Annotated in this window: 18 protein-coding genes; 12 read left to right on the forward strand and 6 right to left on the reverse strand. The window is 70.0% G+C overall.

The features are described 5' to 3' along the window. Positions 1-27: 27 nt before the first annotated feature. The 4 genes from C8P66_RS04645 to C8P66_RS04660 all read left to right on the forward strand — a co-directional run bounded on the left by C8P66_RS04645 (position 28) and on the right by C8P66_RS04660 (position 2549). A complete protein-coding gene (locus C8P66_RS04645; RefSeq protein ID WP_111396992.1) occupies positions 28-501 on the forward strand; it encodes a P-loop NTPase family protein in 474 nt (157 codons plus the stop codon). Further along, a complete protein-coding gene (locus C8P66_RS04650) occupies positions 501-1124 on the forward strand; it encodes a ribonuclease HII (RefSeq protein ID WP_111396993.1) in 624 nt (207 codons plus the stop codon). The genes C8P66_RS04645 and C8P66_RS04650 overlap by 1 nt, the downstream gene beginning before the upstream one ends. A 57-nt stretch (positions 1125-1181) precedes the next feature. After that, positions 1182-2270 (forward strand): site-specific DNA-methyltransferase, encoded by a 1089-nt coding sequence (locus tag C8P66_RS04655; RefSeq protein WP_211314028.1) that lies wholly within the window; start codon positions 1182-1184, stop codon positions 2268-2270. Positions 2271-2357: 87 nt separating this feature from the next. Next, positions 2358-2549 carry a CsbD family protein gene (locus C8P66_RS04660; RefSeq protein WP_111397131.1) on the forward strand — a complete coding sequence of 64 codons (192 nt, stop codon included), beginning with the start codon at positions 2358-2360 and terminating at the stop codon, positions 2547-2549. A 54-nt stretch (positions 2550-2603) separates the two neighbouring features. On the opposite strand, the gene C8P66_RS04665 is transcribed toward C8P66_RS04660, so the two are convergent. The 4 genes from C8P66_RS04665 to C8P66_RS04680 all read right to left on the reverse strand — a co-directional run bounded on the left by C8P66_RS04665 (position 2604) and on the right by C8P66_RS04680 (position 6843). After that, on the reverse strand, positions 2604-2942 hold the full coding sequence (locus C8P66_RS04665) for a carboxymuconolactone decarboxylase family protein (protein WP_408881970.1): 339 nt from the start codon (positions 2940-2942) through the stop codon (positions 2604-2606). A 77-nt stretch (positions 2943-3019) separates the two neighbouring features. Next, positions 3020-5368 (reverse strand): ATP-dependent Clp protease ATP-binding subunit ClpA, encoded by a 2349-nt coding sequence (gene clpA, locus C8P66_RS04670; RefSeq protein WP_111396994.1) that lies wholly within the window; start codon positions 5366-5368, stop codon positions 3020-3022. Between the two features lie 198 nt (positions 5369-5566). Then, positions 5567-5998 (reverse strand): ATP-dependent Clp protease adapter ClpS, encoded by a 432-nt coding sequence (clpS, locus tag C8P66_RS04675; RefSeq protein WP_456303632.1) that lies wholly within the window; start codon positions 5996-5998, stop codon positions 5567-5569. A 284-nt stretch (positions 5999-6282) separates the two neighbouring features. Further along, positions 6283-6843, reverse strand: coding sequence for a phasin family protein (locus tag C8P66_RS04680; protein ID WP_111396995.1), 561 nt, complete (start codon positions 6841-6843; stop codon positions 6283-6285). A 325-nt stretch (positions 6844-7168) separates the two neighbouring features. On the opposite strand from C8P66_RS04680, the gene C8P66_RS04685 reads away from it, so the two are divergent. Beyond that, positions 7169-8383, forward strand: a complete 1215-nt coding sequence (locus C8P66_RS04685; protein WP_111397134.1) for a D-alanyl-D-alanine carboxypeptidase family protein — start codon at positions 7169-7171, stop codon at positions 8381-8383. Here the strand turns inward: C8P66_RS04685 and C8P66_RS04690 are convergent, their stop codons facing one another. After that, positions 8384-9523: an ATP-grasp domain-containing protein gene (locus tag C8P66_RS04690; protein WP_111396996.1), complete on the reverse strand. Its 1140-nt coding sequence runs from the start codon at positions 9521-9523 to the stop codon at positions 8384-8386. An 11-nt stretch (positions 9524-9534) separates the two neighbouring features. Here C8P66_RS04690 and C8P66_RS04695 point away from each other — a divergent pair, with 11 nt between their 5' ends. Then, positions 9535-10404, forward strand: a complete 870-nt coding sequence (locus C8P66_RS04695; RefSeq protein ID WP_111396997.1) for a CoA-binding protein — start codon at positions 9535-9537, stop codon at positions 10402-10404. On the opposite strand, the gene C8P66_RS04700 is transcribed toward C8P66_RS04695, so the two are convergent. Beyond that, entirely contained in the window at positions 10391-11359 is a 969-nt protein-coding gene (locus C8P66_RS04700) for a Bug family tripartite tricarboxylate transporter substrate binding protein (protein ID WP_158537099.1), read from the reverse strand. The two genes, C8P66_RS04695 and C8P66_RS04700, sit on opposite strands and share 14 nt — an antisense overlap. 104 nt (positions 11360-11463) lie before the next feature. On the opposite strand from C8P66_RS04700, the gene C8P66_RS04705 reads away from it, so the two are divergent. Genes C8P66_RS04705 through C8P66_RS04730 form a run of 6 tightly spaced genes read left to right on the forward strand, consistent with a single transcriptional unit; the run spans position 11464 to position 17016 of the window. Beyond that, positions 11464-12420 carry an NAD(P)H-dependent flavin oxidoreductase gene (locus C8P66_RS04705; RefSeq protein ID WP_245903211.1) on the forward strand — a complete coding sequence of 319 codons (957 nt, stop codon included), beginning with the start codon at positions 11464-11466 and terminating at the stop codon, positions 12418-12420. Then, on the forward strand, positions 12417-13055 hold the full coding sequence (locus tag C8P66_RS04710; protein WP_111396999.1) for an enoyl-CoA hydratase/isomerase family protein: 639 nt from the start codon (positions 12417-12419) through the stop codon (positions 13053-13055). The genes C8P66_RS04705 and C8P66_RS04710 overlap by 4 nt, the downstream gene beginning before the upstream one ends. After that, positions 13052-14251 (forward strand): CaiB/BaiF CoA transferase family protein, encoded by a 1200-nt coding sequence (locus tag C8P66_RS04715; protein WP_111397000.1) that lies wholly within the window; start codon positions 13052-13054, stop codon positions 14249-14251. Before C8P66_RS04710 ends, C8P66_RS04715 begins: the two co-directional genes overlap by 4 nt. Next, positions 14248-14988 carry an enoyl-CoA hydratase/isomerase family protein gene (locus C8P66_RS04720; RefSeq protein WP_111397001.1) on the forward strand — a complete coding sequence of 247 codons (741 nt, stop codon included), beginning with the start codon at positions 14248-14250 and terminating at the stop codon, positions 14986-14988. Before C8P66_RS04715 ends, C8P66_RS04720 begins: the two co-directional genes overlap by 4 nt. Next, a complete protein-coding gene (locus tag C8P66_RS04725) occupies positions 14981-16579 on the forward strand; it encodes an AMP-binding protein (RefSeq protein WP_111397002.1) in 1599 nt (532 codons plus the stop codon). Before C8P66_RS04720 ends, C8P66_RS04725 begins: the two co-directional genes overlap by 8 nt. Continuing rightward, on the forward strand, positions 16576-17016 hold the full coding sequence (locus C8P66_RS04730) for a MarR family winged helix-turn-helix transcriptional regulator (protein ID WP_111397003.1): 441 nt from the start codon (positions 16576-16578) through the stop codon (positions 17014-17016). The genes C8P66_RS04725 and C8P66_RS04730 overlap by 4 nt, the downstream gene beginning before the upstream one ends.

A 17016-nucleotide genomic window follows, 5' to 3' on the forward strand; every position in this document is an offset into this window, starting at 1 on the left:
TGTCGTGCTGCACTGCAAACTGCCGGCATGGTGTTCGACTTCAGCCCCAGCGTCGCCGTCCTGACCGGGCCGGTGCATACCGGCAAGACCACCCGCCTGATGACGCGTGCGGTGACGGAGCCCAGCCTCGGCGGCATCGTGAGCCCGCAGGAGGGTGCGACCCGCTGGTTCCGCGACCTGCGCGACCTCGCGGCGGTGCCCATGGATGCCAGCACCGAAGCGCCGGAGACCAGTGTGCAGCAGGTCGGCCGGTTCCGCTTCCGCACCGGTGCCTTCTACTGGGCGGCCGAGCGGATGGAGAGCGCATTCGCCAACCCCGCGCTGACGACGGTGGTGCTGGACGAGGTCGGACCGCTGGAACTGCGCGGCCTTGGCTTCGCGCCCTGGCTGCCGCGCTGGATCGAACAGCATAGCGACAGGCTGCTGCTGGTGGTACGCGATGGTATCCTCAACGACGTGGTCAGTTGCTTCGGATTCGTCCCCTACCCGCAGTTGGATTGATGCCCCCGGATTTCCTGCATGAGGCTGAGGCCGGCGGCCTCGTCGCCGGAGTCGATGAGGCGGGGCGCGGCCCGCTCGCGGGGCCCGTGCTGGCGGCGGCGGTCATCTTCCTCGGATGCCCCTCCCCCGCCCTGGCCGGGCTGATCGACGACAGCAAGCGGCTCAGCGCGCGGCATCGCCAGGACGCGCATGACGCGCTGCGCGCCGCCGCGCGAGACGGGCTGCTGCATTTCGCGATCGGCGCGGCATCGGCCACCGAGATCGGGCGGCTGAACATCCTGCGCGCGACGCATCTGGCCATGGCGCGCGCCGTCGCGCGGCTCGCGGTGGTGCCGGGGCTGGTGCTGGTCGATGGCAACCAGCCCCCGGTGTTGGCGGTGCCGCTGCGCTGCCTCGTCGGCGGCGATGCGCTCAGCCTGTCGATCGCCGCGGCCTCGATCCTCGCCAAGGTCACGCGCGACCGCTGCATGGCGCGGCTGCATCCGCGGTGGCCGGGCTATGGCTTCGCCTCCCACCAGGGCTATCCCACGCTGATGCACCGGACCGTGCTGGCCGAGATCGGCCCCTGCCCGCACCACCGCCGCGGCTTCGCGCCGGTAGAGGCCGCCTACGCCGCCGCTTGACGCCGCGACTCGGGAGACTCATGGTCGGGTTGCCGATTCGCGAAAAAAGGGCTAAGCGTGGGGACCCTGCTCGATTTGCCGCTGGATGAGGTGCTGTGTGGCGACAGCCTCGAAGTTCTGCGCCGGCTGCCGCCCGCCTCTGTGCATGCGATCTTCGCCGACCCGCCCTACAACCTTCAGCTCAAGGGCACCTTGCGCCGGCCGGATGACAGCCTGGTGGACGGTGTGGATGACGAGTGGGACCGCTTCGCGGACCTGCCCACCTATGACGCCTTCACCCGCGCCTGGCTGACCGAATGCCGCCGGGTGCTGCGGCGGGACGGCACGATCTGGGTGATGGGGGCCTACCACAACGTCTTCCGCCTGGGTGCGGCTTTGCAGGACATGGGGTTCTGGATCCTCAACGACGTGATCTGGCGCAAGGCCAATCCGATGCCGAATTTCCGCGGCCGGCGCTTCACCAATGCGCATGAGACCCTGGTCTGGGCCGCGCGCGATCCGGCCAGCAAGTATCGCTTCAACTACCAGGCGATGAAGACGCTGAACGACGACACCCAGATGCGCAGCGACTGGTACATCCCGCTCTGCACCGGGCATGAACGGCTGCGCGATGCCGCGGGCGACAAGCTGCACCCGACCCAGAAGCCGGAGGCGCTGCTGCACCGGGTGATCCTGGCCAGCACCAATGCGGGCGAGATCATCCTCGACCCCTTCCTCGGCACCGGCACCACCGCGGCGGTGGCGCGGCGGATGGGGCGGCGCTTCATCGGCATCGAACGCGACCCCGGCTATGCCGCGGCCGCCCGCGCCCGCATCGCCGCCGTGGTGCCATTGCCGGAGAGTGCGGCCCTGGCACTGCCCTCCAAGCGCGAACAGCCACGGCTTGCCTTCGGCGTGCTGGTGGAACGCGGGCTGGTTCCGCCCGGATCGCGGCTGAGCGACCGCCAGCGCCGCTGGTCGGCCGAGGTCGGTGTGGATGGCACGCTGCGCTGCGGCACCGCCACGGGCTCGATCCATTCGGTGGGTGCCGCGGTGCAGGAGGCCCCCTCCTGCAACGGCTGGACCTTCTGGCATGTCGAGACATCGGGCGGCGGGCTGCGCGTGCTGGATGCCTATCGGGAGGAAGCCCTCGCCGCGCAGGCCTGATCCGTCGCGCAACCAACCCCTGCTCACTGCGTTTATCGAGTGATCCGGCGCTTCCCGCCGGACCGGAACATCAACGGAGAGCACTCCATGACCAGCACTGGTGACAAGGCCAAGGGCCTCGCGAACGAAGCCGTGGGCAATGTGAAGCAGGGCGTCGGCAAGATGACCGGCGACAAGGAAATGCAGGCTGACGGCATTGTGCAGGAGCGCAAGGGCGAGGCCCAGCAGGCGGTCGGCAAGGCCAAGGACGCCGTGAAGAACCTCGTCGACAAGGCCTGACGCCAGCGCCTGTCAACGAAAGGGAGGGGGACGGCAGCAATGCCGCCCCCTTCTTTATGCGGGCGGCAGATCCGCCCGGTCGAGGGCGTGCAGCGAAAAGGTCAGCGCCGCGCCCGCATTGAGGGCGATGGCGACGCCCAGGGCCTCGGCCATTTCCGCCTTGGTCGCACCGGCCTTCAAAGCCTTGGCCACATGCGCGTCCAGACAGCCATCGCAGCGGGTGGTGACGGCCACGGCCAAGGCGATCAGCTCGCGCGTCTTGGCATCCAGATGCTGCGTCTTCGCCGCACCCGCGCTCAACGCGCCGAACCCCTTCATGAGTTCGGGGTGCAGCCGGGTCATATCCTTGCCCTGCACGCGCAGCGCGGCGTTATAGGCGGGCCAGTCCTTCACGGCACTCATTCCATTCTCCCACAAAAAAAGCGCGGCCATTGCGGACCGCGCTTTCTTCATATGGGAGGCGGGGAGCCTTATTCGACGGCTTCCGGTTCCTTTTCCGAATCCCCGTCAGGCCCGGCCTCGGGCTTCGGCAGGGCCGGCGGCGGTGCCTCGGTGTAGTCGAAGGCAAGCGCGCCATCCTTGAGCTGCACCTTCACCGAGCCACCCTTCACCAGGCGGCCGAACAACAGCTCCTCGGCCAGCGGCTTCTTGATCGTCTCCTGGATCACCCGGGCCAGCGGCCGGGCGCCATAGAGCGGATCGTAGCCGCGTTCCGCCAGCCATTCGCGGGCGGCCGAGGACAGTTCGATGGTCACGTTGCGATCCGCGAGCTGGGCTTCCAGCTGCATCACGAACTTGTCCACGACCCGGCCCACGACTTCCTGCGACAGCGCGGCGAAGGGCACCACCGCATCCAGCCGGTTGCGGAACTCGGGGGTGAACATGCGCTTGATCGCATCCTCATCCTCGCCGGTGCGGACGTCGCGACCGAAGCCGATGGTCGGCTTGGCCATGTCGGCCGCGCCGGCATTGGTGGTCATGATCAGCACGACATTGCGGAAATCGACCGTCTTGCCGTTGTGGTCGGTCAGCTTCCCATGGTCCATGACCTGCAACAGGATGTTGTAGAGGTCCTGGTGGGCCTTCTCGATCTCATCGAGCAGCAGCACCGCATGGGGATGCTGGTCGATGCTGTCGGTCAGCAGGCCGCCCTGGTCGAAGCCGACATAGCCCGGGGGCGCGCCGATCAGCCGGGAGATGCTGTGCCGCTCCATGTATTCCGACATGTCGAAGCGGATCAGCTCGATCCCCAGCACCTTGGCCAGTTGCTTGGCGACCTCGGTCTTGCCGACGCCGGTCGGGCCACTGAACAGATAGTTGCCGATCGGCTTTTCCATGTCGCGCAGCCCGGCGCGGGAGAGCTTGATCGCCGCCGAAAGGGCGTCGATCGCGCGATCCTGGCCGAAGACCATCGACTTCAGGTCGCGCTCCAGGGTCCGCAGCGTCTCCTTGTCGTCGGAGGAGACCGACTTGGGCGGAATGCGGGCGATCTTGGCGACGATGTCCTCGACGTCCTTGAGCGTCACCGTCTTCCTGCGCTTGTTCTCCGGCAGCAGCATCCGCGAGGCGCCGACCTCATCGATCACGTCGATCGCCTTGTCCGGCAGCTTGCGGTCATGGATGTACTTGGCCGAAAGCTCGACCGCGGCGCGGATCGCCTCGGGGGTGTAGCGGACCTTGTGGTGCTTCTCGTAGTTGGTCTTGAGCCCCTGGAGGATCTTGACCGCATCCTCGACCGAGGGCTCGTTCACATCGATCTTCTGGAAGCGGCGGACCAGCGCGCGGTCCTTCTCGAAGTGCTGGCGGTATTCCTTGTAGGTGGTGCTGCCGATGCAACGCAGCGTCCCCTGGGCAAGGGCGGGCTTGAGCAGGTTGGAGGCATCCATGGCCCCGCCCGAGGTCGCCCCGGCCCCGATCACCGTATGGATCTCGTCGATGAACAGGATGGAGCCCGGCTGGGCCTCCAACTCGTTCACCACGGCCTTCAGCCGCTCCTCGAAATCGCCGCGGTAGCGGGTGCCGGCGAGCAGGCTGCCCATGTCGAGCGCGAAGATCGTGGACTTCGCCAGCACCTCGGGCACGTCACCCTCGATGATGCGCTTGGCCAGGCCCTCGGCGATCGCGGTCTTGCCCACGCCGGGATCGCCGACATAAAGCGGGTTGTTCTTGGTCCGGCGGCAGAGGATCTGGATCGTCCGCTCGATCTCGGGGTCGCGGCCGATCAGCGGGTCGATCTTCCCGGCCATCGCCTTCTTGTTCAGGTTCACGCAGTAGTTGGTCAGCGCGTCCTGAGCCTTGCCGCGGACGGGGCGCTCCTTCTCCTCGGGCTCCTCCGGCCCGCCGCCATCCTTGGAACCGGTCGGTGGCCGCGCCTGGCTGCGCCCGGGGGATTTGGCGATGCCATGGCTGATGAAGTTGACGGCATCCAGCCGCGTCATGTCCTGCAGCTGCAGGAAATAGACGGCATGGCTCTCCCGCTCGGAGAAGAGGGCGACGAGCACATTGGCGCCCGAGACCTCATCCTTGCCGCTGGATTGCACATGGATGGCGGCGCGCTGGACGACGCGCTGGAAGCCGGCGGTCGGCTTCGGCTCCGCCCCGCGATCGGAGACCAGCCCGGCCAGATCCTTGTCGAGGAATTCACCGAGGTCGCGCTTCAACCGGTCCACATCGACGCCACAGGCGCGCAGGACGGTGGTGGCGTCGGTGTCTTCCGCCAAGGCCAGCAGAAGGTGTTCTAGTGTCGCATACTCATGTTTGCGGTCGTTCGCGAGACCGAGCGCCCGGTGGAGCGTCTGTTCGAGGTTGCGGGACAGCATCGGCAGGCTCCCCTGAAGGGGCCGACGCGCCTCAGTGTCGCGCGGGCCCCGTGTCGTGTCATACACATGTTGGCAGCTTCGGCGGGTAATGTTAGGCCCAGATTGTGGGCGAAATGCCAAACAGTCGCCACAAGATGTAACTCCCGTGACGCGAAGCGCCAGGCGGCCCTCCCCGCCCTGATGAAAACCGCCGTAGTTTCACTCTTTCTCGATGGTGCACTGGAGCGGATGCTGGTTCTGCCGCGCCAGGTCCATCACCTGGGTCACCTTGGTCTCTGCGACCTCATAGGTGAAAACGCCACAAACGCCGACGCCGCGCCGATGCACGTGCAGCATGATCCGCGTTGCTTCGTCCCGGTTCTTCTGAAAGAAGCGTTCGAGGACATGCACGACGAATTCCATCGGCGTGTAGTCGTCGTTCAGCATCAGCACCTTGTACATCGCGGGCTTACGGGTCTTCGGCCTGGTGCGTACGACAACGCCAGTATTGACGCCGTCACCACCATTGTTCTGGCCACCGCCGGGCGGGGCGTCGCTCGGGCCGGCGGCACGGATACCAGTCGCCTGGAGCAGCGCGGCATTGGCGCCGGCCAAAACGCCAGGGTCGAAACGGGTGGTGTGGTCGATCATCGCCTTGGTGTCGGCTTTCGTCCGGGCCGTCACGCGGCCCTGCAATCGTGAAGTCCCCCGCCGGACATCCGGACAGGTGCGACTGTCCCGGAAGACAGCACCGCAATGCACATCATATCGGCACCGCCCCCCAAGAGTGAAGGGTCGTTTGTGCCCGGAATGCGCGTTGCAGCCCCGGGGAGGACGGAGGGGCCGCCAAATGCCGACGCCGGCCACGGGGGTGAACCCGGGCCGGCGTCAAGCGCGTGGAGAGGCGGCATCACCGCCCCTCCGATGGGTCGGTCTCAGGCCGCGAGGGGCTTGGACACCTTCTCGAAGGCGACCGTCACGCGGGCGGCGATCGGAGCGGAGGAGGTCTCGACCAGCTTGATCGAGGCTTCCTGCAGCTTGGCGCCTTCGCTCATCGCGCGCTCCATGCCGGCCTTGGCGAAGGCGGACTGCACGTCGGCGGCTTCCTTCAGCGACTTCACGGCGGCGAGCGCCTTGGCGCTTTCCACGGCGTGGTCGGCCATGCCCTGCAGCATCGCGAAGGCCTGCTTGCCGAGGTCCTGCACGCCGGCCATGTAGACCTGGGTCGCGCGGGTCAGCGCCTCGACATTGCCGCGGCTGAAGTCCATCGCGTCCTGCGCGGCCTTCATCAGGTCCTCGGCCGACTTGGAGGCCTGGGCAACGCCCTGCTCCATCGCGGCGCGGGCCTGGGTGGCACCGTCGGTCATCAGCTTCTGGGCGCGGGCGCTGCCCTCTTCGACCATCTTCTTGCCCTGCGCCACGCCGGCGGCGGTCGTCTCGGTCGCGATCCGGGCAACCTTCTCGGCGGGATTGGTCTTGCTCGTGGTCTCAGCCATGGGAATTCTCCGTCACCTGTTTCAGGACCGGCCGACATGGCCCGGGCCCGTGCGGCAGCCAGTTCTTTGCTGCACCGCAGCACGAGACAGATATGCCGATCGCCAGCCCATAACGCAAGGAGTTTTTTTGCAGTGCAGCATAAGGCCGATACCGGACGATCGGTCGCGCCGCCGCATCCAAAAGCGAAGACGAAGCGGCCAAAGCCTTGAATCAGCCTAATGTTCCTCAAACGTTCAGGATGACGCCAGACGCCGGCAAAGGGTAGCTTGCAACCTATGAGGGCGTCCGCAGGGGGTGGGCCCCAAGAAAACCTGGCGGATCGGCATGAACCTCCCGCGCATTGCGACGCTCCTTGGCCGCCTCGCCTTCGCCGGCCTTGCCTTCAGCCTCTTTGCCTCCCGGGCCCAGGCGCAGATCGGCAGCGATCGCTACAGCGGCTTTGTCCAGAACCTTCGGAGCGGTGAGGTTCTCGTCGCCATCAACGCCGATGAGACGCGCCATCCTGCGTCCCTGACGAAGATGATGACGTTATATATGGTCTTCGAGGCGGTGCGGGAGGGGCGGCTGCGCCTCGATCAGCACATCGCCATGACCGAGGATGCCGCGGCGATGCCGCCCTCCAAACTTGGCCTGCCACCCGGCACCACGCTGACGGTGGAACAGGGCATCCTCTCCCTGGTCACGAAAAGCGCCAATGACGTCGCCGCCCTGTTCGGCGAAACGCTGTCCGGCAGCGAGGCGCGCTTCGCCCAGGCGATGACCCTGCGCGCCCGCGCCCTCGGCATGGCCCACACGACCTTCCGCAATGCCTCCGGCCTGCCCGACCTCGATCAGGTGACGACGGCGCGCGACATGGCGCTGCTCGGCCGCCGGCTCTTCACGGACTTCCCGCAGCACTACCACTACTTCTCCACCGTACGGACGCGGGTCGCCGGGGTGCAGCTGCGCAGCCACAACCGCATGCTGGATTCCTACGAAGGCGCCGACGGCATCAAGACCGGCTACATCAGCGCCAGCGGCTTCAACATCGTCACCAGCGCGCAGCGCGATGGCGTGCGGCTGATCGGCGCGGTGTTCGGCGGATCCTCCTGGTTCGAGCGGGACCAGCATATGGCCGCCCTGCTCGACCAGGGCTTCATCCGCTCGGGCGTCGCCATCGCGGTGACGGCCCCTGTGGCCACCCGCTCCACCGCCATCGTCTCCCGCGCGTCGGCTGCCTCGGTGCCGGCGCGGATGACCAACCGCAGCGCCACCGCCGCCGCCCGGGCCGCCGCCTCCCGCCCGGCCGCAAGCCGCGGCAGCACGACGCGGCAGGCCGCCGCCCGTGCCACGCGCAGCGCCCGTCCGGCCCAGGCGGCGCGCCAGCCGCAGGCGGCCCGGCCCTCGCGCAGCGCCAGCCGTCCCGTCGCCGCGCCCCCGGTGATCCCGGCCCGTAGCGTCGCCCCCCGCCCCCCGGCCCGCACACATGCGCCCAGCGCGCTGACGCGCCAGGTGCTGCAGCCGCCGGTGCCCCGCGAGCCGCGCAACACCCGGGGCTGATCAGCCCCGGGCCAGACGCGCCGCCTCGGCCACCGCCGCCAGGGGTTCCCCGAACAGCGCCGTGACACCGACCTCGCGCAGGCTCGCCTCGGCCTCGGCCATGGAATAGCCCGCCAGCGCCGCATGCCCCGCGGCGATCGCGACCACCAGCGGCTTGGGCGGCGGGGCCGCGCGCAGGGCCGCGGCCAAGGCCTGGATCCGTCCCTTGAGCGGGCGTGAGGCCAGGGTCGTGCAGAACAGGATCGCGCCGACCTCCGGCCGCGCCGCGATCTCGAAGGCCATGGCCAGCCGCTGCACCGTGGTTTCGGCCGGTCCGCCCTGGGCATTGTCCATGAAGCAGGCGGCGGGCGCCCCGGCATCGGCCAGCAGATCCACCAGCATCATCCCCAGGCCCGCGCCCGCGCTGATCAGCGCGACACGCCCCGCAGGCAATTCGACCAGGCTGAACCCTGCCTCGGCGGCGCGGCGTTCGAGGGGGGTGCGCAGCGCCTCCTCCAGCGCGGCGGAGACCGCCGTCTCGGCCGGGTCGTGCCGGAAGCCGGCAGCCTCGTCGCGCAGGCATTTGGCATCGGCCGCGACCAGCCGCCCATCGGGCAGCAGCGCCAGCGGGTTGATCTCCAGCAGTTCCAGATCCTCGGCCACCAGCACCGCGGCGAGGCGGAGCACCAGGCGCGCGATGCGCGGCGCGATCGCCGCGGGGAAGCCCGCCCCCAGTGCCGCCAGGATGCTCGCCCCGGCATGCGGGTCCTGCGCCTGGAAGGTCATGGCGATAGGCGGGGCGGCCGCCTCGATCTCGATGCCCCCGGCGGCCGAGGCGAGCAGCCCGATCCCCTGCCCCGTCCCGTCGATCCGCAGCGAGAGGTAGAATTCCTGCGCGATGGGCAGCGCCTCCTCGATCAGCAGCGGCACGGCGGTGGCCCCGGCGGCACGGACGCCGGCGACAACCTCGGCGATGCCCCCCGCCTCGAACAGGCGCACGAGGCCGCGCTTGCCGCGCCCGCCTTCCAGGACCTGGGCCTTGGCGACGCCGCGCCCCTGCCAAATCGGCGCCGGATCAGTTGCGTGAATCAACGATCCATGCGGCACTGCGATGCCATGCCGGCGCAGCAGCGCCTTGCCCTCATGTTCTGTCAAACGCATCGGACGTCTCCATGATCCTGTTTCCGCAAGGGTTTCCCCGCCGGGTGATCGTCTTCAACCCGGCCGGCCGCTATGCCGCCGCCCAGGTCGCGGCCATGCGCGGCGCCGGCACGCGGATCGTCGCGGGCATCGCGCCGGGGCGTGGCGGCACGCTGCTGGACGGCCTGCCGATGCTGGATGACGCCCGCGACCTGGCCGAGCCCGCCGATGCCGCCGTGCTCTACACCCCGCCCGAGGGGCTGTTGGAAGCGGTGCGTATCTGCGCCGATCTGCGCATCCCGACCATCGTCGCCGCCGCCGAATACGTGCCGGCGCATGATGCGCTGGCGGCGGCCCAGGCGGCGCGGGCGGCGGGGTGCTGGCTGGTCGGGCCGAACACGCTCGGGCTCTGCGTGCCGGGGGTTGGCGTGCTCGGCTCCATCGCGCCGGATTTTTGCACGCCCGGCCCGGTGGCCCTGCTGGCGCGGAGCGGCACCCTGACGCTTACCCTGGCGCGCATCCTGACCGAGGCCGGGCTCGGCCAGCGGCTGGTGGCGCATATGGGCGGGGATGCCGCGATCGGCCGCAACCCGGATGAATGGCTGCGGGCCGTCGCCGCCGATCCGGAGGTCAAGGCCGTGCTCTATTGCGGCGAGCTTGGCGGCGACAAGGAATATGCTTTGGCCGCCGCTTTGCCCGGATGCCGAGTGCCGGTGGTGGCCATGATCGTCGGCCGTCACGCCCCACCCGGCACGCGCATGGGCCATGCCGGCGCGCTGGCGGGGGCGGAGCGGGAGACCGCCGCGGCCAAGCTCGCGGCCCTGGCCGCCGCCGGGGCGACGGCGGTGCCAGGCCCGGCCGAGGCCGTCGCGGCGTTGAGGCGCCTGCTCACTCGGCCCTGATGCCGGCGGCGGCGGTGACCGCTTTCCATTGCGGCACCTCCCGCGCCAGCCGCTCGGCCAGAGGCCCAGGACCGTCCAGCAGCAAATCGGCGCCGGAGGCGTCCATGCGCTCCTTCAGCACCCCGCCTTGCAGCAAGGGGGCGCAGTCCGCGACGATGCGGGTGGCGATGGCCGGGTCCATGCCGGCGGGGCCGAACATCCCGTACCAGATGGTCAGGGCATAGCCGGGCACGACCTCGCCCACCGTCGGCACCTCCGGCAGCGGGGCGATGCGCCGCGGGCCGGTGATGGCGATGCCGATCAGACGGCCGTCGCGGACATGGGGAATCGCCTCGATCGTGCCGGTGACCAGCAAATCGGTATCGCCGGAATAGACGGCGTTCACCGCCTGCCCGGCGCCGCGATAGGGCACGTGCAGCAGGTCGATCCCCGCCTTCTGCGCCAGCAGCGCGCCCGCCAGATGGGTCGTGCTGCCGACGCCGGAGGAGGCATAGGAGATCTCACCCGGCTTTTCCCGCGCCAGGGCGATCAGCCCGGCCAGGTCCTTCACCCGCCCACCCGGCCGCGCGAGCAAGGTGATCGGCGCATCGGTGACCAGGGAGATCGGCGTCAGATCCTTCAGCGGATCGTAGCCCGGATCGCGCATCAGCGCCGGCACGATGGCGACCGAGGAGGTGGTGAAGAGCAGCACATGCGGATCATGCGCCTGCACGACCGTCTGGACCCCGAGGGCACCGCCCGCCCCGGGGCGGGTCTCGACGATGAAGGGCTGGCCCATGGTGCGGGAGAGCAATTCGGCCACCACCCGCGCCGGCACCTCGACCGGGCCACCCGGGGCGAAGGGGACGATGAAGCGCACCGGCCGGTTCGGCCAGGCGCCCTGCGCCAGCGCCGGGACGATCGCCGGGGCCGCGAGGGCGGTGCCGAGCAGGGCGCGGCGGCTGAATTGAGTCATGGTGAGAGTCTCCCGAACACAGTCTGAATGCTGTTCCGTTGACACCATCAACCATCTGCGCCACTTCGCCAAGACAGAACGCAGCTTTTGGGGGACCCGCTCCGGTGATCGAATTCCGCTTCCCGTCGCGGCTGCCAGCGCTGCTCGGCATCCGCATCCCGATCGTGCAGGGCGGCATGTCCTGGGCCTCCTCCTCGGCGGCGCTGCCGCTGGCGGTGGCGCGGGCGGGCGGGCTCGGCGTGATCGCCGCCGGGCCGATGCGGCCGGAGGCGCTGGTCGCGGCGATCCGCGAGGTGCGGGCCGGGACCGATGCGCCCTTCGCGGTGAACGTGCCGCTCTACAACAAGCGCTCGGCCGAGTTCCTCGACATCGCCGAGGCCGAGCGCGTGCCGATCCTGATCGTCAGCCAGGGCGGGCCGCGGGCACATCTGCCGCGGTTCCGGGCCATCGGAACGGTCTGGCTGCATGTCGTGGCCGGCCCGGAACACGCGGCCAAGGCGGAGGCCGCCGGGGTCGATGGGCTGATCGTCGTCGGCGGCGAGGCCGGTGGGCATCCCGCGCCGGATGAGGTCTCGGCGCTGGTGCTCACCCGCGCGGTCGTGCTGGCCACGAGGCTGCCGGTGATCGCCGCGGGTGGCATCGCCGATGGCGCCGGCATCGCCGCCGTCTTCGCGCTGGGGGCCGAGGGCGCCCAACTCGGCACCCGCTTCCTGATGACGGAGGAGGCCTCGGTCCACCCCGCCTACAAGGCGGCGGTGCTGGCGGCGGGTATTGGCGACACAACCCTGGTCGGGCGCGGGGGGCTGCCGGTGCGGCAGATCCGCAACGCCTTTACCGCGCTGGTCGAGGCCGCCGAACGCGCGGGCATGGATAAGGCCGAACTGGCTGCGCTCTACATGTCCCGCAGCCTGAAATCCGCCGCACTCGACGGCGACATCGACCAGAGCAAGCTGGAGGCCGGCCAGACCGCCGGGCTGATCTCCGACTGCCCCCCCGCCGCCGAGGTTTTCCGCCGCCTGGTCGAAGAGGCCGAGGCCGCCCGCCAAAGGTTGTTCGCATGAGCCTGTTGATCGCCGACCAGGACGGCATCCGCCGCATCACCCTGAACCGCCCCGAGAAGCGCAATGCGCTGGACACCGCGACCATCGCCGCCTTGATCGCAGCCCTGTCGGCGGCGGCGGGGGAGGATGCGGTGCGCGCCGTGGTCCTGGCCGGCAATGGCGTGCTGTTCAGCGCCGGCGGCGATCTGGCCGAGATGCGCGCGCCCTCCACGCCCGAGCAGAAGGCGGCGCGCGGCGGGGCCATGCGGCTGCTCTTCGCTTTGCCCGCCACCTTGCGCCTGCCGGTGATCGCCGCGGTCCAGGGCGGTGCGGTCGGTGCGGGCGCGGCGCTGGCCATGGGCTGCGATGCGGTGGTGATGGCGGATGACGCCTGGTTCGCCTGGCCCGAGGCCAAGCACCGCATCCTGCCCTACCTCGTCGGCCCGCCGCTGGCGGCGCGGGTGCCGCGCGGGGTCGCCTTCGACCTGCTGGCGACGGGGCGAAAACTGCCGGCGGCCGAGGCGCAGGCGCTCGGCCTCGTCGCCCGGGTGGTGCCGGCAGCGGCGCTGGAGGCCGAGGCGCTGCGTCTCGCGGAAGAAGCCGCCAGCATGCCGCCCGAGATGATGCTGGCGGTGAAGCGGATGATCACGCCGTGACGCCGTTGCAGGGCCTGCGCATCCTGGACCTGTCGCGGGTCCTGGCCTGCCCCTTCGCCTCGATGATCCTGGCCGAACTGGGCGCCGAGGTCATCAAGGTCGAGCAGCCCGGCAGCGGTGATGAAACCCGCGGCTTCGAGCCCTTCGCGACCAGCCCCGGGGGCGAGCGGGTCTCGGGCTATTACATGGCCTGCAACCGCGCCAAGCGCAGCATCACCGTCGATCTGCGCCAGCCGGAGGGGGTGGAGATCATCCGCGCCTTGGCCATGCGATCCGACGCGCTGGTGGAGAACTTCCCGACCGGCACGATGCAGCGCCGGGGCCTGGACTGGCCGAAGCTGCGCGAGATCGCGCCAAAGCTCGTGATGCTGTCCTGCACCGGCTTCGGCCAGACCGGCCCTTATGCGCGCCGAAAAGGCTACGACACCGTGTTCCAGGCCATGGGCGGGATCATGGGGCTGACCGGGGAGCGCGGTGGCGGGCCGGTGAAGCCGGGGCTGCCGGTCGCCGACCTGACCTCGGGGCTCTGGGTCGCGATCGCATTGCTTGCGGCGCTGCGCGGACGGGATGCGGCGGGGCATGGCGCGCATGTCGATCTGTCGATGCTGGATGGGCAGGTCTCGCTGCTGACCATCGCCGCCGCGCGGTTTTTCGCATTGGGCGAAGTGCCGGAACGTATGGGGACCGAACATCCGGGGCGGGTGCCGACCGCCTCCTTCCTCTGTTCGGATGGGCGGTTCCTCCACATCACCGCCAGCGACCAGCATTGGGCGCCGCTTTGCGCAGCACTGGGACTGGACTCGCTGGCCGCCGATCCGGCGCTGGCGAGCAATGCCGGGCGCCTGGCGCAGCGGGAGCGGGTGATGGCGGCGATGACCGCCGCCATGGCGGGGATGACCCGCGCCCAGGCCGTGACCGCGCTCGATGCCGTGGATGTGCCGAATGGGCCGGTGCTGGCGCTGGATGAGGTGCTGACCGATCCGCATATCCAGGCGCGGTCGGCGGTCCAGTCCTTCACCGACCCGGTGCTCGGCAGCTTCCCGTCGCTGCGCCTGCCCTTCCGCTTCGACGGCTTCGACGACCCGCAGGCGACGCGGCGGCCGCCGGGCCTCGGCGAACATACCGACGAAATTCTGGCGCAAATCGGTTACGATCCCGATCGAATCGCCGCCCTCCGCGCAAAAGGCACAGTATGAGCGACACGCTGGTCCAGGGCTTCTCCGATGGCGTCCTTACCCTCACCTTGAACCGGCCGCAGGCACGCAACGCGCTGAACCTCGCGCTCTGCGATGCGCTGCTCGGCGGCGCGCGGCGGGCCTTGGCCGAACAGGCACGGGTGGTGCTGATCCGCGCCAATGGCCCGGTCTTCTGCGCCGGGGCCGACATCAAGGAACGCCAGGGCATGGCGGATGACGCGATCCGCGCCCGCCGCCTGCGCGCCTTCGCCGCCTATGACGCGATCGAGCGCCTGCCGATGCCGGTGGTGGCGGTGGTCGAGGGGCCGGCGATCGGCTCGGGCGCGGAGATCGCGGCGCTGGCCGATTTCATCATCGCCACCCCGGCCGCGAGTTTTCGGACGCCCGAGGCGCTGTGGGGCACCATCGGCGCGACCCAGCGGCTGCCGCGCATCCTCGGCAAGCGGCTGGCCAAGGATCTGATGCTGACCGGACGCACCCTCTCGGCGGCCGAGGCGCTGACCCATGGCCTCGTCGCCCGCCTCGTCGCGCCCGAGGCGCTGGAGGCGGAGGTCGCGGCGGTGCTGGCACCCATGCTCAAGGCTCCGGCTTCGGCCCTCGCCATGGCCAAGCGCTGCATCGAGGAGGGGCTCGCCCGCGACCCGCGCGGCGCGCTGGCGACCGAACTGCTGGCGATCGAGGAGAACCTGGCCGCCGCCGAATGGAAGCAGGCCATGGCGGGGTTCGGTCATGCCTGACCGCTGGCAGCCGACAATCCTTGGCGACCTGCTGCAACGCAACGCCACCCACAACCCGAATGGCGAGGCGCTGGTCGCCGGAGCCGCCCGCCTGACCCATGCGGCGCTGCTGCTGGAGGCGCAGCGGGTCGCGGCCGGGCTGCTGGCGCTGGGGCTGAAGCGGGGGGATTTCGTCGGGCTGCTGTTCCCCAACAACGCCGAATGGGTCACCGGCTTCTACGGCGCCGCCCTTATCGGCTGCGTCACCGTGCCGATGAACACGCGCTGGAAGGCCAGCGAGATCGCCTATGCCCTCAACCGCGCCGATTGCCGCGCGCTGCTGATGGCTGACAGCTTCCTGAGGCAGGATTTCGTCGCCCTGCTGACCGAGGCCGAACCGGCGCTCGCCACCGCTTTGCCCGGCACCGCCGTGCCGGGGCTGCGGCATGTCGTGGTCGCGGGCGCGACGCCGCAGGGCGCGATCGGCTGGGAAGCCTTCCTCGCCGCCGGCTCCGCCCATCCGACGGTGAAGCCAGGCACCGACGACCCGCTGCTGGTGCAGTTCACCTCCGGCACCACCGCCTTCCCCAAGGGCGTGCTGCTGACGCATCAAAATATGCTGCGCAACGCCGCCGCCTGCGCGCTGCGGCTCGGGGTGCGGGATGATGACCGCTACCTGAACTGCCGTCCCTTCTTCCATGTCGCAGGCAGCACCCTGTCGCTGCTGCTGGCGCTGACCACCGGGGCGAGCCTGGTCACGCCGCCCACCTTCGAGGCCGGCGAGGCGTTGCGCCTGCTGGATGTGGAGCGCTGCACCATCACCAGCGGCAATGACAGCATCTTCCAACTGCTGCTCTCCCACCCGTCCTTCGACCGGAACCGCATCCATCTGCGCGGCGGCTGGGCCGCGGCCGGGCCGCAGACGATGCGGCGCATCGTCGAGGATCTGGGCATGACCGATCTCTGCTGGGCCTATGGCCTGTCGGAAGCCTCGCCGAATGTCGTCCTGAACGACCGGCGCGATCCGCTGGATCTGCGGATCGCCGGGCTGGCGCTGCCGCATGCCGGCGTCGCACTGCGGATCGCCGATCCCGCGACCAACAGCCCGCTGCCGCAAGGCCAGCGGGGCGAGATCCAGGTCCGCGGCTGGTCCGTGATGCGCGGCTATGTCAACGACCCCGAGGCCACCGCCCGCGCCTTCACCCCGGACGGCTGGCTGCGGACCGGAGACCTGGGCAGCCTGAACCTGGAGGGGCGGCTGCATCTGGCCGGGCGCATCAAGGATGTGCTGCGCGTCGGCGGCGAGAACGTCGCCCCCGCCGAGGTCGAGGAAGCGCTCCTCGCGCATCCGATGGTCGCCATGGCCCAGGTGGTCGGCGTGCCCGATGCGCGGCTGGGAGAGGTGCCGGTGGGGTTCGTGCGGCTGATGGACGGGGGGGTGATGGACCCGGAGACGCTGCTCGACTGGCTGCGCCCGCGGATCGCGAACTTCCGCATGCCGCGCCACCTTTGGCTGGTCGAGGATTTCGAGGCGATCGGGATGACCGCCTCGGGCAAGGTGCAGAAGACGCAGCTTCGCGCCCATGCCCTGACGCTGCTGGGCCTTGGATGAGTGCGGCGACGATCAAGGACCTGCTTTCCTACCGCGTGCATCGCCTGGCCAATGCGCTGTCGCGCGGGGCGGCCACGCGCTACCGGCGGGAGTTCGACGTCTCCCTGATGGAATGGCGCACGCTGGCGCTGCTCGGCGGGTTTTCGCCGATGCCGCTGAAGGGGCTGTCGCGCCAGTCGGGGCTGGACAAGGCCCAGGCCAGCCGCACGGTCTCCGCCCTGGTCACGCGCGGCCTCGTGCTGCGCGAGGTCGGGCGCGAGGATGCCCGCGAGGTGACGCTGCGCCTCTCCCCGGCCGGCGAGGTGCTTTACGACGGGCTGATGCGCGCCGCCCGGGCCCGGGACGAGCTGTTCCTCGGCGCGCTGGCGCCGGAGGAACGCCGGGTGCTGGAGGGCGCGATCGCGCGGCTGACCGAGCTCGCGCGATCGCAGAGCTGA

It is taken from the genome of Humitalea rosea (assembly GCF_003253705.1).
GTDB classification, from domain to species: Bacteria; Pseudomonadota; Alphaproteobacteria; order Acetobacterales; family Acetobacteraceae; genus Humitalea; species Humitalea rosea.

Coding starts and splice junctions, on each gene's coding strand:
- clpS (WP_456303632.1), bottom strand. CDS start 5,998: ATGATCGACCACACCACCCGTTTCGACCCTGGCGTTTTGGCCGGCGCC.
- C8P66_RS04730 (WP_111397003.1), top strand. CDS start 16,576: ATGAGTGCGGCGACGATCAAGGACCTGCTTTCCTACCGCGTGCATCGC.
- C8P66_RS04690 (WP_111396996.1), bottom strand. CDS start 9,523: ATGCGTTTGACAGAACATGAGGGCAAGGCGCTGCTGCGCCGGCATGGC.
- C8P66_RS04710 (WP_111396999.1), top strand. CDS start 12,417: ATGAGCCTGTTGATCGCCGACCAGGACGGCATCCGCCGCATCACCCTG.
- C8P66_RS04700 (WP_158537099.1), bottom strand. CDS start 11,359: ATGACTCAATTCAGCCGCCGCGCCCTGCTCGGCACCGCCCTCGCGGCC.
- C8P66_RS04660 (WP_111397131.1), top strand. CDS start 2,358: ATGACCAGCACTGGTGACAAGGCCAAGGGCCTCGCGAACGAAGCCGTG.
- C8P66_RS04685 (WP_111397134.1), top strand. CDS start 7,169: ATGAACCTCCCGCGCATTGCGACGCTCCTTGGCCGCCTCGCCTTCGCC.
- C8P66_RS04720 (WP_111397001.1), top strand. CDS start 14,248: ATGAGCGACACGCTGGTCCAGGGCTTCTCCGATGGCGTCCTTACCCTC.
- C8P66_RS04645 (WP_111396992.1), top strand. CDS start 28: ATGGTGTTCGACTTCAGCCCCAGCGTCGCCGTCCTGACCGGGCCGGTG.
- C8P66_RS04725 (WP_111397002.1), top strand. CDS start 14,981: ATGCCTGACCGCTGGCAGCCGACAATCCTTGGCGACCTGCTGCAACGC.
- C8P66_RS04650 (WP_111396993.1), top strand. CDS start 501: ATGCCCCCGGATTTCCTGCATGAGGCTGAGGCCGGCGGCCTCGTCGCC.
- C8P66_RS04680 (WP_111396995.1), bottom strand. CDS start 6,843: ATGGCTGAGACCACGAGCAAGACCAATCCCGCCGAGAAGGTTGCCCGG.
- clpA (WP_111396994.1), bottom strand. CDS start 5,368: ATGCTGTCCCGCAACCTCGAACAGACGCTCCACCGGGCGCTCGGTCTC.
- C8P66_RS04695 (WP_111396997.1), top strand. CDS start 9,535: ATGATCCTGTTTCCGCAAGGGTTTCCCCGCCGGGTGATCGTCTTCAAC.